The 15,280-nt window shown below is 62.2% G+C and carries 15 protein-coding genes; 5 read left to right on the top strand and 10 right to left on the bottom strand.

The features are described 5' to 3' along the window. Positions 1-73: 73 nt before the first annotated feature. The 3 genes from argC to rplM form a co-directional block, all read right to left on the bottom strand. Positions 74-1,111: an N-acetyl-gamma-glutamyl-phosphate reductase gene (gene argC / locus GCN75_RS22075; RefSeq protein ID WP_152284305.1), complete on the bottom strand. Its 1,038-nt coding sequence runs from the start codon at positions 1,109-1,111 to the stop codon at positions 74-76. Between the two features lie 168 nt (positions 1,112-1,279). Continuing rightward, the gene (gene rpsI, locus GCN75_RS22070; RefSeq protein WP_010393285.1) at positions 1,280-1,672 is read right to left on the bottom strand and encodes a 30S ribosomal protein S9; all 393 of its coding nucleotides are present in this window, start codon (positions 1,670-1,672) and stop codon (positions 1,280-1,282) included. 9 nt (positions 1,673-1,681) lie between these two features. After that, positions 1,682-2,110, bottom strand: a complete 429-nt coding sequence (gene rplM, locus GCN75_RS22065) for a 50S ribosomal protein L13 (protein WP_010393282.1) — start codon at positions 2,108-2,110, stop codon at positions 1,682-1,684. A 225-nt stretch (positions 2,111-2,335) separates the two neighbouring features. Here rplM and GCN75_RS22060 point away from each other — a divergent pair, with 225 nt between their 5' ends. Further along, positions 2,336-2,764: an OsmC family protein gene (locus tag GCN75_RS22060; protein ID WP_071325403.1), complete on the top strand. Its 429-nt coding sequence runs from the start codon at positions 2,336-2,338 to the stop codon at positions 2,762-2,764. 160 nt (positions 2,765-2,924) lie between these two features. Here GCN75_RS22060 and coq7 read toward each other — a convergent pair whose 3' ends face one another. Further along, complete coding sequence (gene coq7 / locus GCN75_RS22055; RefSeq protein WP_152284304.1) at positions 2,925-3,569, bottom strand: 2-polyprenyl-3-methyl-6-methoxy-1,4-benzoquinone monooxygenase; 645 nt, start codon at positions 3,567-3,569, stop codon at positions 2,925-2,927. An 85-nt stretch (positions 3,570-3,654) separates the two neighbouring features. Then, positions 3,655-4,086: a hypothetical protein gene (locus tag GCN75_RS22050; RefSeq protein ID WP_152284303.1), complete on the bottom strand. Its 432-nt coding sequence runs from the start codon at positions 4,084-4,086 to the stop codon at positions 3,655-3,657. A 147-nt stretch (positions 4,087-4,233) separates the two neighbouring features. Between GCN75_RS22050 and GCN75_RS22045 the strand changes: the two genes are divergently transcribed. From GCN75_RS22045 to GCN75_RS22030, 4 genes are all read left to right on the top strand, one after another. Next, positions 4,234-5,013, top strand: a complete 780-nt coding sequence (locus tag GCN75_RS22045; protein ID WP_152284302.1) for an ABC transporter ATP-binding protein — start codon at positions 4,234-4,236, stop codon at positions 5,011-5,013. A 3-nt stretch (positions 5,014-5,016) separates the two neighbouring features. After that, positions 5,017-6,213, top strand: a complete 1,197-nt coding sequence (locus tag GCN75_RS22040) for an ABC transporter permease (protein WP_152284301.1) — start codon at positions 5,017-5,019, stop codon at positions 6,211-6,213. Between the two features lie 203 nt (positions 6,214-6,416). After that, entirely contained in the window at positions 6,417-7,310 is an 894-nt protein-coding gene (locus tag GCN75_RS22035) for an ABC transporter ATP-binding protein (protein ID WP_152256184.1), read from the top strand. A 10-nt stretch (positions 7,311-7,320) separates the two neighbouring features. Next, positions 7,321-10,899, top strand: coding sequence for an ABC transporter permease/M1 family aminopeptidase (locus GCN75_RS22030; RefSeq protein WP_152284300.1), 3,579 nt, complete (start codon positions 7,321-7,323; stop codon positions 10,897-10,899). A 57-nt stretch (positions 10,900-10,956) separates the two neighbouring features. On the opposite strand, the gene GCN75_RS22025 is transcribed toward GCN75_RS22030, so the two are convergent. The 5 genes from GCN75_RS22025 to GCN75_RS22005 form a co-directional block, all read right to left on the bottom strand. Beyond that, entirely contained in the window at positions 10,957-11,340 is a 384-nt protein-coding gene (locus GCN75_RS22025; protein ID WP_152284299.1) for a hypothetical protein, read from the bottom strand. 168 nt (positions 11,341-11,508) lie between these two features. Next, complete coding sequence (locus tag GCN75_RS22020; protein ID WP_152284298.1) at positions 11,509-12,972, bottom strand: catalase; 1,464 nt, start codon at positions 12,970-12,972, stop codon at positions 11,509-11,511. Between the two features lie 93 nt (positions 12,973-13,065). Continuing rightward, positions 13,066-13,728 carry a DsbA family protein gene (locus GCN75_RS22015; RefSeq protein WP_152284297.1) on the bottom strand — a complete coding sequence of 221 codons (663 nt, stop codon included), beginning with the start codon at positions 13,726-13,728 and terminating at the stop codon, positions 13,066-13,068. Positions 13,729-13,810: 82 nt separating this feature from the next. Continuing rightward, positions 13,811-14,680, bottom strand: coding sequence for an MBL fold metallo-hydrolase (locus tag GCN75_RS22010; RefSeq protein WP_193317603.1), 870 nt, complete (start codon positions 14,678-14,680; stop codon positions 13,811-13,813). Positions 14,681-14,768: 88 nt separating this feature from the next. After that, on the bottom strand, positions 14,769-15,280 hold a 512-nt coding region (locus GCN75_RS22005), incomplete at its 5' end, for a LysR substrate-binding domain-containing protein (RefSeq protein WP_264372556.1).

Below are 15,280 nucleotides of genomic sequence, written 5' to 3'. Positions count from 1 at the left end.
TGTACGTGGCAGTCCAATTTATCACAGGTCCGGCAAAAAGGCGCCGGACCTGCGCAAGCCCCCGTGCCTAAATTTACGGCAGCAGGGCGATGTGTTGCAAACCGGCCGTTTCTTTCAGGCCAAACATCAAGTTCATGCACTGTACGGCCTGGCCCGATGCGCCCTTGACCAGGTTGTCCTGTACCACCAGCACGATGACGGTGTTGCCGCCTTCGGGACGGTGCAAGGCCAGGCGCAGCATGTTCGAGCCGCGCGTGGAGCGCGTTTCCGGATGCGAGCCGAATGGCATCACGTCGACGAAAGGCTCATCCTTGTATTGCTCTTCAAACAAGGATTGCAATTCTTCATTGCTGACATCCTTGTTCAGTTGCGCGTACAGGGTCGAATGCATGCCGCGGATCATCGGCACCAGATGCGGCGTGAAGGTCAGCGCCACTTTCTCGTCCGTGAAACGCTGCAATTGCGCCGTCGTTTCCGGCAGGTGGCGGTGACCGGCCACGCCGTAGGCCTTGAAGCTGTCGCTTGCCTCCGAGAACAGGATGCCGATCTCCGCCTTGCGGCCGGCGCCGGACACACCCGACTTGCAGTCGGCGATCAGGCCGCCCGCATTGACGAGGCCCGCCTTAAGCAGCGGGTAAAAGCCCAGCTGCATGGTGGTCGGGTAGCAGCCGGGGTTGGCGATCAGCTTGGCCTGCTTGATATCTTCGCGGTTCAGTTCCGGCAAGCCGTACACGGCCTGGGCTATCAGCTCGGGCGCCGTGTGGGGAATTTTGTACCATTGTTCGAACTTGGCCTGATCTTTCAGGCGGAAGTCGGCGGCCAGGTCGATGACTTTTACGCCGGCGGCCAGCAAGGCTGGGGCTTGTGCCATCGCAACACCATGCGGAGTGGCAAAGAAGACCACGTCGCACTGTTCCAGATTTGCCTTGTCCGGCGAGGAAAACGCCAGTTTCACATGACCACGCAGGGAAGGATACATGTCAGCAACGGGCAAGCCATCTTCCTTGCGCGAGGTAATCGCCGTCAATTCGACATCTGGATGGGTAGCAAGCAAGCGCAGCAATTCCACGCCCGTGTATCCAGTGCCGCCGACGATGCCAACTTTGATCATGTTCTTTCCTTGTATATAGATTGCATAAAGATGAAGGGAAACGCCCCCATGGGGGTTTTCCGCGTATTTTACAGCGCAACGGCGCAAGCCGCTGAAATGCAAAAAAGCCGCGGGACCGAAGTCCAGCGGCTTTTCGTCCAGCACCCGGAAGGTGCTGCAGCGTAAGAATTAACGCTTCGAGAATTGCTTTGCGCGACGTGCTTTGCGCAGACCAACTTTTTTACGCTCGACTTCACGTGCATCGCGGGTCACGAAGCCGGCTTTCGCCAGTTCCGGTTTCAACGCTGCATCGTAGTCGATCAGAGCGCGGGTGATGCCGTGACGAACTGCACCAGCCTGGCCCGACTCACCGCCGCCATGGACGTTGACTTTGATGTCGAAACGCTCGACATTGCCGGTCAGTTCCAGTGGTTGACGGATGACCATCAGACCCGTTTCGCGCGAAAAGTATTCGTTTGCTGGTTTGCCGTTAACAACGATCAAGCCTGTGCCAACTTTGATAAAAACCCGAGCCACTGCACTTTTGCGACGGCCGGTTCCATAATTGTAATTACCGATCATGTCAGTTCCTTAGAGAACAAGTGCTTTAGGTTGCTGAGCAGCGTGCGGATGGGAACCTTCCGCGTACACTTTCAGCTTCTTGATCATTGCGTAGCCGAGTGGGCCTTTAGGCAGCATGCCTTTGACCGCTTTCTCAAGCGCGCGACCTGGAAAACGCTGTTGCATTTTCTGGAAGTTGGTTTCGTAGATGCCGCCTGGATAGCCAGAGTGACGGTAGTAAATTTTCTCAGTAGCTTTGGTACCGGTCACACGCAGTTTGCCTGCGTTGATGACGACGATGAAGTCGCCGGTATCGACGTGAGGAGTAAATTCTGGTTTGTGTTTGCCGCGCAGTCGGAGTGCCACTTCGCTGGCAACACGTCCGAGGACTTTGTCCGTCGCGTCAACCACGAACCAATCGCGCTGGACTTCATGTCCTTTAGCGGAAAATGTTTTCATGTTGACTTCCTAATAGATTACACGCTCAAATGGTGGTTCCGCCGATGTTGCTGTGCGGACTCTGCCTTATTTACTTTTCCTGAGCGAACGGAAAGCCGACAAGTATAAGCGGCTTTGCCGTGCCGCGTCAAGCCGCAATGCAGGCCGGCTGCGGCCCCGCGGGCGGCACATGGACAGGCATTCCTCTATTACAATACAAAACGCTTACAATTTTCGGAGAGTACGATGGAATGCAAAGTCAGCTGGAATGGCCCGTCGGGCATGAGTTTTCGGGCAGAAACGGGTTCCGGCCACCTGGTGACCATGGATGGCGCGCCCGATGGCGGCGGCCACAACCTGGCGCCACGCCCCATGGAAATGGTCTTGCTGGGCACGGGCGGCTGCACCGCCTATGACGTGGTACTGATCCTGAAACGGGGCCGCGAAGCCGTGAGCGGCTGCGAAGTGACCCTGAAGGCCGACCGCGCCGAGACCGACCCGAAAGTGTTTACCAAGATCCACTTTCACTTCACCGTGCGGGGCAAGGCCCTGAAACCGACGGCCGTGGAACGGGCCGTGGCCTTGTCGCATGACAAATATTGCTCGGCGTCGATCATGCTGGCGAAAACGGCGGAGATTACCCATTCCTTCGAGATCATCGAAGAAAGCGCCTGACCAAACCTACTGCGCGTCGGTATAGGCGGCCTGCGATGCTCACCGTGCTCCAGCACGGTTGCGCTTCTCGACCACCTCTCCCTTCCGCTCGCTACGGTTTTGTCAGGCGTTTCACGGCTCGGGCATGCATAAAAAAGGCGCTCTTCAGAGCGCCTTTGTTTTAAATGTAATACGCCGTTTTCGTCATCACTTTCCCCATGATGCCCATCAGCGCCTTCACGGGCGCCGGGGTATCGATGGCGCCCAGTCGCTGGGCGGCGGCGCCGTGTTCCACTTCGTCGATGGCCATCTGCTTGACGATGGCGCGCGATTTCGCGTCCTGCGGCGGCAATTCTTCCAGGTGGCTGGCCAGGTGCGCTTCCACCTGGCGCTCCGTTTCCACCACAAAGCCCAGGCTGCGGCCGTCGCCCATGCGCGCGGCGATGGTGCCCAGCGCAAACGAACCCGCATACCACAGGGGATTGAGCAGGCTCAGACGCGAGCCCAGCTCCGTCAGGCGCTGCGCCGTCCAGGCCAGGTGGTCTTCCTCTTCGCGTCCCGCTTCATCGAACTGGGCGCGGATGGCGGGGCTGTGCGCATAGCGCGCCTGCGAGTTGTACAGGGCTTGCGCGCACACTTCGCCCACATGGTTGACGCGCATCAAGCCGGCGCTATGGCGCTGCTCGGCCGCGCTCAGCTCCGCATCGGGTGCGTGCGCGGCCGGCGACGGGCGCGAAGCGGAAGCCACGCCCGCCATGACGCGCAGGGCCTTGTCGGCGCCAACAATCAAACGGTCCAGGGGATCAAAGTAGCGGTGCGCGGTCATCGTGGCTATTCATGTAGAGGAAAACATGAATTATAGGACGATCGGGGCCAGCCGTACCCACGCCGCGCGCAGGGTGAACGGGGCTTTATTGACTTGTGCGCGCTTTTTCCTGCTCGATCCAGTCCACCACGGGGCCGACGGCGTCCAGGCCGGACAGGCTTTTCGCCACGCCCAGGTTCAGAGAAATCAGGAAGGAAATGCTGTCGACGGGAATGTCCGGGCAGTGTTCGGCAAACGCGGCGCGAAAACGCGGCGATTGCAGCACGCGCAAGACTTTTTCGCCGCTCATGAATTGCAGCACGCTGGCAATGCTGTGCCCGCCGCCTAGCGAATGGTAGATGAAGCGGTTATAGCGGGCGTCGATCTCCTTGAAATCGAGCGTTTCTTCCGTCATCAGGCCCGCCAGGTAGTACAGGCCCAGGCTGACGCGGAAGAAACCGATGGCTTCGGCGCTGGTCATGCCGGCGCGCGCCACGGCCAGTACCTTGTCCTGCATTGCCTGATCGATCGTTTGCATTGCGCTCTCCCGCGCCGTCCGCCGGCGCCCACCGGGCCAGCTTGCATGAAGATGCTGTTTTTTTCAATAGACCAAACGATATTTCCATCTTGCAAGTTACATTTTTTACATGCTACTCTGATTCTTCCTTACGATTGGATCAAACACATGATTGAAGTCAAGCATCTGGCAAAACGATTCCGCATGCCGCCCCACAAGGGCAAGGCCGTGCACGTCAGCGATCCGCGCGAACACGACGGCTGGTTTCACGCCGTGCGCGACGTCAGTTTCAGCTGCGCCCCCGGCGAAGTGCTGGGCCTGCTGGGGCCGAACGGCGCCGGCAAGACCACAACCCTGCGCCTGCTGTCGACGGCCCTGCAGGCGGACGCGGGCAGCGCCCTCGTCAACGGCGTCGACGTGCTGCAGCAGCCCTTGGTGGCGCGCCAGAGCATCGGTTTCCTGTCCGGCTCGACGGGACTGTATGGCCGCCTGACGGCGCGCGAAAACGTGGAATACTTCGGCCGCCTGCACGGCATGCCGGCCGACAAGCTGAAGCGCCGCTGCGACGAACTGTTTGCCCTGCTGCAAATGGAGGAATATGGCGGCAAGCGGGCCGACCAGTTGTCGACGGGCATGAAGCAGAAGTGCGCGATCGCCCGCACCGTCGTGCATGAGCCGCAGGTGGTGATCCTCGACGAACCGACGACGGGCCTCGACGTGATGTCGGCCAAGATCCTGCTCGACTTCATCGCCAGCTACAAGGCGCTGCGCGTGCCGCTGATCTTTTCCACGCACCACCTGCACGAGGTGGAAAAGCTGTGCGACCGCGTCTGCATCATCAACCGCGGCACCACCGCCTTCAACGGCACGGTCAACGAACTGCGCCACCTGGGCGGCAGCGCGGACTTGTACGACGCCTTTGTCAGCGTCATCAACCAGGGAGCCTGAGCCATGTGGACCATTTATCTGAAAGAGTTGCTGGAACTCACGCGCGACCGCAAGACGCTGATTTTCACCATCCTGATCCCCATCTTTGCCATGCCGCTGATCTTTGGCGGCTTCGCTTATGTATCGAGCAATATGTTCAAGAACGCCAAGACGGCGGAAATGCGCTACACCTTGTTCGGCAAGGACCATTCGCCGGGCTTGAGCGCGCGTTTTGCGCAGCAGCACAACTTGCGCGAAGTGCCACTGGCCAGCGAGACGGAGATCCGCCGCGCCATCGGCGACGACACCATCAAGTTTGCCGTCGTCATTCCGCCCCATTTTGAGGATGCATTGCAGCAACATCAACAAGCCAAGGTGACCTTGCACTACAACAGCGCCAGCACGGTCGATGTGACCCAGCAGCGGGTGCGCGAAATCGTCGACACCTACAACGCCAGCCTGCGCGAAGGGGCGCTGTCGGCCCTGAACCTGAGTCCGGCCCAGCTGGCCTTTGCCCTGCACCCCATCGTGCTCGACAAGCAATCGACGGCCAACGAGCGCGAGCAGATGGGCGCCATCGTCGGCGGCATGCTGCCCTACTTGCTGCTGATGGTGTGCCTGACGGCGGCCATGTATCCGGCCATCGACCTGGGCGCGGGCGAAAAGGAGCGGGGCACCCTGGAAACCCTGCTGCTGGCGCCCGTGCCGCGCAGCGCCATCGTGCTGGCCAAGTTCCTCGTGCTGTTTACCGTCGGCATGACCTCGGCCGTGCTGATGGTGGGCAGCATGGGCGCCCTGCTGGCCATCTTCGGCAGTTCGCTGGAAGGCCACATGGCCGTCATGGTGCGCAGCATCGGCTTGCCCGACCTGGCCATGGTGACCCTGATGCTGGTGCCGACGGCGGCCATCTTCGCCTCGCTGCTGCTGTCGATCTCGATCTACGCGAAAAGCTACAAGGAAGCGGCCGGCATGATCACGCCGCTGATGCTGTTCGTCATCCTGCCCACGGTGGCGGCCATGCTGCCGGGCGTCGAGCTGAACTGGATGTGGGCCATGGTGCCGCTGACGAACGTGTCGCTGGCCATGAAGGAATTGGTCAAGGGCACCATGGATTACCGCATGTTTGGCGTGATCCTGGCGTCGACCACGGTGATCGCGGGCGCGCTGCTGATGCTGTGTCGCTGGTGGTTCAACCGGGAATCGGTGCTGTTTCGTAACTGATGGTCACGCGGCGCGCCGGCGGGGCGAAACAGGCCCCCATGCACGGCCCAGACGGGCGCGCCGCCCACCCCGTCCAATTGCACTCTGGGCACACGAAAATGCCGTGTATCGCATGCAACTGCCCAGTACGTCTTAAATTCAATACAATGCCAGCATAGAGAAGCCCTGCACCATCGGGCTGCAACGCATGAGTTAGGAGTTGTATGGAATTGCAGATTCGCAAATTGTCGAAGACCTACGCGAATGGCGTGGTGGCGCTGGATAACGTGTCGCTGACGATACCGCCGGGGATGTTTGGCTTGCTGGGCCCGAATGGCGCCGGCAAGTCGACCCTGATGCGCACCCTGGCCACCTTGCAGGAGTGCGATTCCGGCTCCATCTTCTTCGGCGACTACGACGTGCTCGACGACAAGGACGAGATCCGCCGCATGCTGGGCTACCTGCCGCAAGACTTCGGCCTGTACCCGAAAGTGACGGCCTACGAGCTGCTCGACCACTTTGCCACCTTGAAAGGCCTGTCGCAGCGGGCGCGCCGGCGCGAAGTCGTCGATGGCCTGCTGCAGCAAACCAATCTGTTCGACGTGCGCCACCAGCGCCTGGGCAGCTTTTCCGGCGGCATGCGCCAGCGCTTCGGCATCGCGCAAGCCCTGCTGGGCGACCCGAAACTGATCATCGTCGACGAACCGACGGCCGGCCTGGACCCGCAGGAGCGCGTGCGCTTCCACAACCTGCTGTCCGACATCGGCGAAGACAAGACGGTGATCCTGTCGACCCACATCGTGTCCGACGTGGCCGACCTGTGCGCCAACATGGCCATCATCAACAAGGGCCATTTACTGCTGTGCGGCAAGACCCAGGAACTGATCGACGAAGTCAGCTGCAAGATCTGGGCGCGCTTTGTCGAGAAGAAGGAGCTGGCCAGCTTCCAGCAGCGCCACGCCGTCATTTCCACGCGTTTGCTGTCGGGCCGCACCCTGATCCACGTCTACAGCGACACGGACCCGGGCGACGGCTTCGAGGAAGCCATCGGCGACCTGGAAGACCTGTATTTCGCCACCATTGCCGGGCGCCACCGCGTCGCCCCGCAGTGCGACTGAGGGGGCGGCCATGTTTGCCATCGCCCGCTTTGAAGCGCGACAGCGGCTCAAGCTGCTGTCCACCTGGGTGTACTTCGTCATGTTCCTGGCGCTGGCCATGCTGTGGATGGCCGCCGCCGGCGGCGTCTTCAAGGAAGCGAGCATCAGTTTCGGCGGCAAGTTCCTGATCAACGCGCCCCGCTCGCTGGCGTTTACGTGCAGCCTGCTGGGCTGCTTCGGCGCCGTCGTGGTGGCCGCCATGATGGGCCGCTCGGTGCAGCAGGATTTCGAATACGGCATGCAGCATTTCTTCTTCAGCGCGCCGATCCGGAAATACCAGTATGTTTTCGGCCGCTTCCTGGGCGCCTACCTGGTGCTGGCGGTGGTGTTTTCCAGCATCGTGCTGGGCGCCTGGCTGGGCGCCTGGCTGCCCGGCATCGACCCGGAACGGCTGGGGCCGCAGCGCGCGCTGGCCTACCTGATGCCGTATGTGTTCACCCTGCTGCCCAATCTGTTCATCTTCGGCACCATCTTCTTCGTCATCGCGGCCCTGACGCGGCGCATGCTGCCCGTCTACATCAGCTCCGTGGTGATGCTGATCGGCTACCTGGTGGCCCCGTCGCTGGCGCGCGACCTCGACTACAAGACCCTGGCCGCCCTGATCGACCCCTTCGGCACGACGGCGCTGATACGCCTGACGGAATACTGGCCGAATGCGGAGCGCAACACCCGCCTGGTGAGCCTGGAAGGCGTGTACCTGCTGAACCGCGCCATCTGGTCCGGCTTCGCCCTCGTGGCCTTGCTGCTCGGCTACTGGCGCTTCCAGTTCCACGCCACGACGGACGCGGGCGCCAGCAAGCGCCGCAGCGACGGCGACGTGCCGCTGCGCCTGTCGAACGCCTCGCTGTCCACGCAGGAAGCGCCCGACTTTGCGCAGCGCAGCCTGGCCGCCCTGCTCCTCAAGATGAGCTGGCTGAACCTGCGCGAAACCATCAAGAACATCTATTTTGTCGTCATCGTGCTGGCCGGCGTGCTGACCATGTATGGCGGCGCGCTCGACATGGGCTCCATCTACGGCACGAATACCTATCCGGTCACGGAAAAGGTGCTGGAAATGGTCAGCGCCTCGTTCGCCCTGTTCATGCTGATCATTACCACCTTCTATGCGGGCGAACTGGTGTGGCGCGAACGCGAGGCGGGCACGCACCTGATGCTCGACGCCCTGCCCGTGCCGAACTGGCTGCCCCTGCTGTCGAAGCTGTTTGCGCTGATCGGCCTGCAAGCACTGCTGAGCCTGGTCATCATGCTGTGCGGCATGTCGATCCAGGTCTTCAAGGGCTATTACCGCCTCGACCCTGGCCTGTACCTGGAATCGCTGTTCCTGTCGCACCTGCCGTCCTACGCGCTGATCGCCGTGCTGGCCATCTTCCTGCAGGTAGTGATCAATCACAAATACCTGGCGTATTTCGCCATGATTCTGTACCACATCGCCAGCATCAGCTTTTCCTCGCTGGGCCTGGGCGACCCGCTGCTGCTGTACGGCAACACGCCGGATTTCGTGTATTCGGCCATGAACGGCGCCGGCCACTACCTGCTGCGCGAGCGCTGGTACTTGCTGTACTGGAGCGGCGCGGCCGTCATGCTGACCGTACTGTCGCTGCTGTTCTGGCCCCGCGGCGCGCAGGACAGCTGGCGCATCCGCCTGCGCCTGGCGCGCCACGGTCTGACGCAAGGCGTGCTGGCCAGCTTTGCCGGCGGTGCCGTGGTCTTCGTGGGCGCGGGCGCCGTGCTGTTCTACGTCTTCCATGTGGCCAACGATTACAAGTCCGAATTCGCCCGCGATGCGGACCGCGCCAGTGCCGAGCGCCAGTACCGCAAGTTTGCCGCCACGCCGCAGCCGAAAATCACCGACGTGAAACTCGACGTGGCCATCTATCCGGCGCAGCGCACCCTGGCCGTCACGGGCCGCTATGTGCTGCAAAACAAGACCAGCCTGCCGATCAGCCACATTTTTGTGCAGCAAGATCCCACCGCCACCATGCGGCTGCGCTTCGATGCGCGCGTGCATCCGGGCCTCGATGACGGCAAGCTGGGCTTTTACAGCTACCGCCTGGCCGCGCCGCTGGCGCCGGGCGCCAGCCTGGGCCTCGATTTCGACATTTCCTATGCCCCCCGCGGCATCTTCGGCCTGGGCCAGGACACGCCCGTGGTGGCCAACGGCACCTTCTTCACGAATGCCGTGCTGCCGCACATCGGTTACCAGCCGCAGCTGGAGTTGACGGACCCGCGCGACCGCAAGAAACACGGCTTGCCCGCGCGCGAGCGGGCCTTGCCGCGCGACGATGCGCGGGGGCTGGCCGACAATTACGTCAGCATTGATGCCGACCGCATCAACTTCGACGCCACCGTCAGCACCGTCGACGGCCAGACGGCCATCGCGCCGGGCATGCTGGACAACGACTGGATCGCCAAGGGCCGCCACTACTTCCATTACACGATGGAACAGCCGATCCTGAACTTCTATTCGTTCCAGTCGGCCCGCTACGCCGTCAAGCACGAGCGCTGGCAAGACGTGTCCATCGACGTGTATTACCAGCCCGGGCATGAATACAATCTCGAACGCTTCGTGCGCGGCAGCAAGGAAGCGCTCGAGTACTACACGAAAAACTTCGGCCCCTACCAGCACAAGGTGCTGCGCATCGTCGAGTTCCCCCGCTACGCCACGTATGCGCAATCGTTCCCCAACACCATTCCGTATTCGGAAGGCCTGGGCTTCATCGCCAAGGTGGACGACAAGAATCCGAAAGACCTCGACTATCCGTTCTACATCACGGCGCACGAAGTGGCACACCAGTGGTGGGCGCATCAATTGGTCGGTGGCAACACGCGAGGCGCCACCGTGCTCAGCGAAACCCTGGCCGAATACTCGGCCCTGATGGTGATGAAGAAAACCGTGGGGCCGGCCAAGATGCGCCGCTTCCTGCGCTATGACCTGAATCAATACCTGATGGGGCGCAGCGAAGAGCGCAAGAAGGAATTGCCGCTGGCCGACAATGAAAACCAGCCCTACATCCACTACCACAAGGGCAGCCTGGCCATGTACTTGCTGCAAGACATGATCGGCGAAGACAAGGTCAACGGCGTGCTGCGCGACTTGCTCAAGACCTATGGCCAGAAAGGCCCGCCGTATGCCAGCGTGACGGCGCTGATTGCCGGCTTGCGCCAGGTCACGCCGCCCGAGCAGGCTTACCTGATCGACGATTTGTTCGAGAAAATCGTGCTGTTCGATAACCGCGCCCTGTCGGCCACGGCCGTCAAGCGCAGCGATGGCAAGTACGCCGTCACCCTCAAGGTGCAGGCGAGCAAGTTGACGGCCGGCGAACAGGGCGAGGAACACGACGCGCCCCTGCACGACTGGATAGAGATCGGCGTCGACGACGCGAACGGCCATCCGCTGCTGCGCGAACGCCTGCGCATGACAGCGCGCGAAGCGAGCTATACCGTCATCGTCGGCAGCCGGCCCGGCAAGGCGGGCATCGATCCCGACAACAAGCTGATCGACCGCAAGCCGGACGACAATATGGTCACCGTCGAGCTCGAAGAGCCGTAACGCAAAATGGCCGCCCAACGCATTGTTGGACGGCCATTTTTCGATGTCACACGGGAATCAGGCTGCGGCGCTGCGCGTCACCAGGCTCAGGCTGATGCCCATTTCCGTCAGGTGCTGCATGTCGGCCAGGCTCAGGTCGAGCGGCGCATCGACGGTGTCGTCGCCATTGAGTTCCAGCTGCAGTTCGGCCACGATGCGCGGCATGGTGAACGTGACGCCGCGCGAGCGGCATTCGGCCAGGTAGCTGCGTATGCGCGAAGGCAACACTTGCGATTTGGAGGCTTGCGCGATCAGTACGTCGAAGCCGGAATCGAGATGCACGCGGCCCGCGCCCTTCGCCTCGCCCTTGCGCCATTGCCGCTCCGGATCGGTGGGCAAGACTTCGAGGATGGATTTGAGCGTGGGGTCATCCCCATGCACCGACAGCTTCGCCATATTCATATTGCAAGACTTTCTAGTCAGGACGCCGCCAGGAAGACGACGCGATCATCAGATCGACAAGTCTACGCATGGAAGGCAAATATGTCCATACGGCAATATTTGGTATCCCCTTCTAATTTGTGCTGCATCAAACAGGCGGAACAGGACTGTTCCGCCTGCAACACTCCATTACAGTGCCACGCCACGCGCCTGCAGGGCGGCCCGCACGCCGGCGCCATACGCGGCATCGGCCCGGTCGAAGTGGCCCAACTGGCGCTGCAAGGTTTCCGGCCGCACCTGGCTCAGCGGTCCTGCCAGATTGTCGAACAGGTTTTGCTTTGCCTGGGCGGACATCAGACGGAACAGATTGCCGGCCTGCGTGTAGTCGTCTTCCACGCCGCGGCCATCGAAGCGCGCCGCGCTGCCCGCCAGCGCCAGCGCCCCTTCGCCATGGCCGAGGCCTTGCGGCTGCGTGCCTGCCGCCGCCACGTTCGCATAGTTCTGTGCCGCGCCGCCATTGTGGATGGCCATGCTGCCGTCGCGCTGCTGGTTATGGAAGGGGCAGCGGGCCGCGTTCACGGGCAAGTGCTGGTGGTTCGTGCCGACGCGGTACAGCTGGGCATCGTGGTAGGCGAACAGCCGGCCTTGCAGCATCTTGTCCGGCGAATACCCCATGCCGGGCACGGCGTTGGCGGGCGAGAAGGCCGCTTGCTCGACTTCCGCGTGGTAATTGTCCGGGTTGCGGTTCAGCTCGAAAATCCCCACGGGCAGCAGCGGGAAGTCTGCGTGCGGCCACACTTTCGTCAGGTCGAACGGGTTCCAGCCCGTGCGCTGCTCCCACTGGGCCAGTTGCTCTTCGGTCGCCACCTGCAGCTTGACTTCCCACTGGGGAAAATCGCCGCGTTCGATGGCGCCGAACAGGTCGCGCTGGGCGTAGTCGGGGTCCGCGCCGGCCAGGCGGCCCGCTTCCGCCGCAGGCAAATTCTTGATGCCCTGGCGCGTCTTGAAGTGCCACTTCACGTACACGCGCTGGCCGTCCGCGTTGATCAGGCTATACGTGTGGCTGCCGAAGCCATCCATGTGGCGGTAGCCGTCCGGCGTGCCGCGGTCCGAGAACAGCATAGTGACCTGGTGCAGGCTTTCCGGCGCATGGCTCCAGAAGTCAAACATCATTTCCGCCGATTTCAAATTGCTTTGCGGATCGCGCTTTTGCGTGTGGACAAAGTCGGGGAACTTGATCGGGTCCTTGATGAAGAACATGGGCGTGTTGTTGCCGACCAAATCCCAGTTGCCCTCTTCCGTATAGAAGCGCACGGCAAAGCCGCGCGGATCGCGTTCCGTGTCGGCACTGCCGCGCTCGCCACCGACGGTGGAAAAGCGGGCAAACGTGGCCGTCTGCTTGCCCACTTCACTGAACAGCTTGGCCTTGGTATGGCGCGAGATATCGTGCGTGACGGTAAAGGTGCCGTAGGCGCCCGAACCCTTGGCGTGCACCACGCGCTCGGGAATGCGCTCGCGGTTGAAATGCTGGAGCTTTTCGATCAGGTGGAAGTCTTGCAGCAGCAGGGGGCCGCGGGGACCGGCGCTGATGGAATTCTGGTTGTCGGCGACGGGGATGCCCGACGCGGTGCTGAATGGCGGCTGTTGGCTCATGGCTGCTTTTCCTTCGTTGTTGACTGATGCAAACAGTGTAACGAGTGCAACAACAAAGGAAAAGCTAATTGATTTTATCGAATCGATAGATATTTACAATGCACAGCCATGGGCGTCGCACACGCCGCCCAGCTGCGCCTGCAGCTTCGCCGGCTGGCCCAGGAATTCCCCGATATCGATCACGGACAGCTTGCCGTTGCCATCGTCGAGCACGAAGGTGGGAAAGCCCTGGCCGCCCACGCGCGCCAGCAAGGCGCGGCTGGCATCGATGTGCCGTTGCGTGGCGGCGCCCGCCTGCCGCGCATACGCGGCCTCGAATGCGGCGCCGTCCATGCCCAGTTCCTGCGCCAGCGCCAGCAGCACGGGCAGGTCGGCAATGCGCAAGCCATCCACGTAATGGGCGCGCTGCACGCGCTGCAGCATGTCCAGGCCCTTTCCGGCCAGCACTTCCGCAGCCAGGATGGCCGTGATTGGCGGTTCCGAATCCATCATGGCCGTGGTGTCGTTGAGCAAGCCGTTGACATAGGCGTCGCCGAACGGCTGGCCGGACAATTGCTCGATGCGCCGGTCGTGCGGCAGCACATAGCCGCGCCAGGCGGGCGTGATCTGGCGGCGATTGCTGCCCGTCATCATGCCGCCGCCGTGGAAGGCCACCGTCAGTCCGGGCACGGCGCGCGCCGCCTCGACCAGCGGCGCGGCGCCGTAGCACCAGCCGCACAGGGGATCGAAAATGTAATGCAGTGTAGGGTACGCCATGCTGGCTCCTTGATGCTTGAATGCGTTTCAGTCCAGGCGGCGCGGCCCGTGCAGGCGCCGCGCCACGGTGTTTACTACCGATTTACCACTTCATCTCGCCCTTGGCCACTTTCGCGCTCGTTTCCAGCGCGCCATCGAGGCCCAGGTTCGGGTAGTGCTGCTTCATGGCCTCGATCAGGGCGGCGGAATTGGCCGCCTTCGCCGTTTCCCCTTCGAACGTCACCAGGTAGTCGCGGGTAAAGCCGATGCTGTCAGGCGTCATGCTGGAACCCACCTTGAAGTGGCCGGGCACGACGGTGACAGGCTTCAGGGCGGCGATGCCGTCCAGCGTCTTGAGCCAGTCCTGACGCGATTGCAGGCTTTGCGTATCGGCCGTCCACACGTGCAAGTTACCAAACAGCACCACGCCACCGACGACGGCCTTGATCGACGGAATCCACACATAGGTGCGCGATGGCGTCGGGCCGGCGATGTCCAGCGACTGGCCTTCCAGGCTGATGCGCTTGCCTTTCAACGCGTCCGGAATGACGATGCCGTGCGGCGCATTGTCTTTCAGGATGGGGCCCCAGTACGCGACCTTGGCGTCGGCCTTGCGGCGGATCTCGGCCACGGTTTCCGGCGTGGCGACGATTTTTGCCTGCGGGAACGCTGCCTTGATCACGTCGAGGCCAAAGTAAAAATCGGGATCGCTGTGGCTGATGTACACCGTCGTCAGCTTCTTGCCGCTGGCGCGGATCTTTTCCACCAGTTTTTGCGCTTCGGTGCGCGAAAATTGCGCATCGATCAGCACGGCGTCATGCTTGCCCGCGACCAGCACGGAAGCGACGGGGAAGATGGCCGCTTCACCCGGGTTGAAGACTTCCAGGGTCAGGGGAGCGCTGGCGGCGGCCGAGGCGGCGCCGGCGGCAAACACGGTGGAAACAAGAATGCTGGCAATGGATTTGGAGAACATGATGTGCCTTCACAAGATGATTGGGATGCATGCATCTTACGTTGCTTAATCCGGCAGAAAAACCCAATAAACCGCAATAGTTTGTTGCTTAATTCGATGCAATCGTCAAAGCAAGCGGCAACTGCCGCGCCATTTCGCACAGCCATTGCCCCGCCAGCGCGCCATCCCACACGAGCAGCACCTGCTCTCTGCAATCGACGCTGCCGGCCAGTTCGAGCTGCAGCAGACCGTGCGCGCGCACGGCGAAGTCGGGCAGGTAGGCCAGTGCCCGTCCCGATTGCACATAGCCGAGCAGCAACTGCGCATCGTCGCTCCAGTAGCGGATGGTCCGCCCGGCCGCGCCGCGCCAGCCATCGGCATGGCGGCCCCGCTCTTCGCCGCACAGCAGCGAATGCGTGGGACTGGCAAACGCATGCGGCAAGACGTCCTGCATGCGGCAAGGCACGGAAGCGGACGCTGCCGGCACGCCGCGCGCCAGCGCATGCGCACGCCCAGCCGCCAGCAGCATGCGCATGCTGCCCAGCGCCGTGCATTGCCAGGCGGCAGGCCAGTCGGCGCCGCGCTGGGCGACGGCTTCCTGCGTCACCAGCGCCGCGTGGC

It is taken from the genome of Janthinobacterium violaceinigrum (genome assembly GCF_009208555.1).
In the GTDB taxonomy this organism is placed as follows: Bacteria; Pseudomonadota; Gammaproteobacteria; order Burkholderiales; family Burkholderiaceae_D; genus Janthinobacterium; species Janthinobacterium violaceinigrum.
This window is presented reverse-complemented; position numbering and strand designations above follow the sequence as displayed.

Bases quoted from the DNA above. Each gene is read 5' to 3' on its own strand.
- argC (WP_152284305.1), bottom strand. From the start codon at position 1,111: ATGATCAAAGTTGGCATCGTCGGCGGCACTGGATACACGGGCGTGGAA.
- rpsI (WP_010393285.1), bottom strand. From the start codon at position 1,672: ATGATCGGTAATTACAATTATGGAACCGGCCGTCGCAAAAGTGCAGTG.
- rplM (WP_010393282.1), bottom strand. From the start codon at position 2,110: ATGAAAACATTTTCCGCTAAAGGACATGAAGTCCAGCGCGATTGGTTC.
- GCN75_RS22060 (WP_071325403.1), top strand. From the start codon at position 2,336: ATGGAATGCAAAGTCAGCTGGAATGGCCCGTCGGGCATGAGTTTTCGG.
- coq7 (WP_152284304.1), bottom strand. From the start codon at position 3,569: ATGACCGCGCACCGCTACTTTGATCCCCTGGACCGTTTGATTGTTGGC.
- GCN75_RS22050 (WP_152284303.1), bottom strand. From the start codon at position 4,086: ATGCAAACGATCGATCAGGCAATGCAGGACAAGGTACTGGCCGTGGCG.
- GCN75_RS22045 (WP_152284302.1), top strand. From the start codon at position 4,234: ATGATTGAAGTCAAGCATCTGGCAAAACGATTCCGCATGCCGCCCCAC.
- GCN75_RS22040 (WP_152284301.1), top strand. From the start codon at position 5,017: ATGTGGACCATTTATCTGAAAGAGTTGCTGGAACTCACGCGCGACCGC.
- GCN75_RS22035 (WP_152256184.1), top strand. From the start codon at position 6,417: ATGGAATTGCAGATTCGCAAATTGTCGAAGACCTACGCGAATGGCGTG.
- GCN75_RS22030 (WP_152284300.1), top strand. From the start codon at position 7,321: ATGTTTGCCATCGCCCGCTTTGAAGCGCGACAGCGGCTCAAGCTGCTG.
- GCN75_RS22025 (WP_152284299.1), bottom strand. From the start codon at position 11,340: ATGAATATGGCGAAGCTGTCGGTGCATGGGGATGACCCCACGCTCAAA.
- GCN75_RS22020 (WP_152284298.1), bottom strand. From the start codon at position 12,972: ATGAGCCAACAGCCGCCATTCAGCACCGCGTCGGGCATCCCCGTCGCC.
- GCN75_RS22015 (WP_152284297.1), bottom strand. From the start codon at position 13,728: ATGGCGTACCCTACACTGCATTACATTTTCGATCCCCTGTGCGGCTGG.
- GCN75_RS22010 (WP_193317603.1), bottom strand. From the start codon at position 14,680: ATGTTCTCCAAATCCATTGCCAGCATTCTTGTTTCCACCGTGTTTGCC.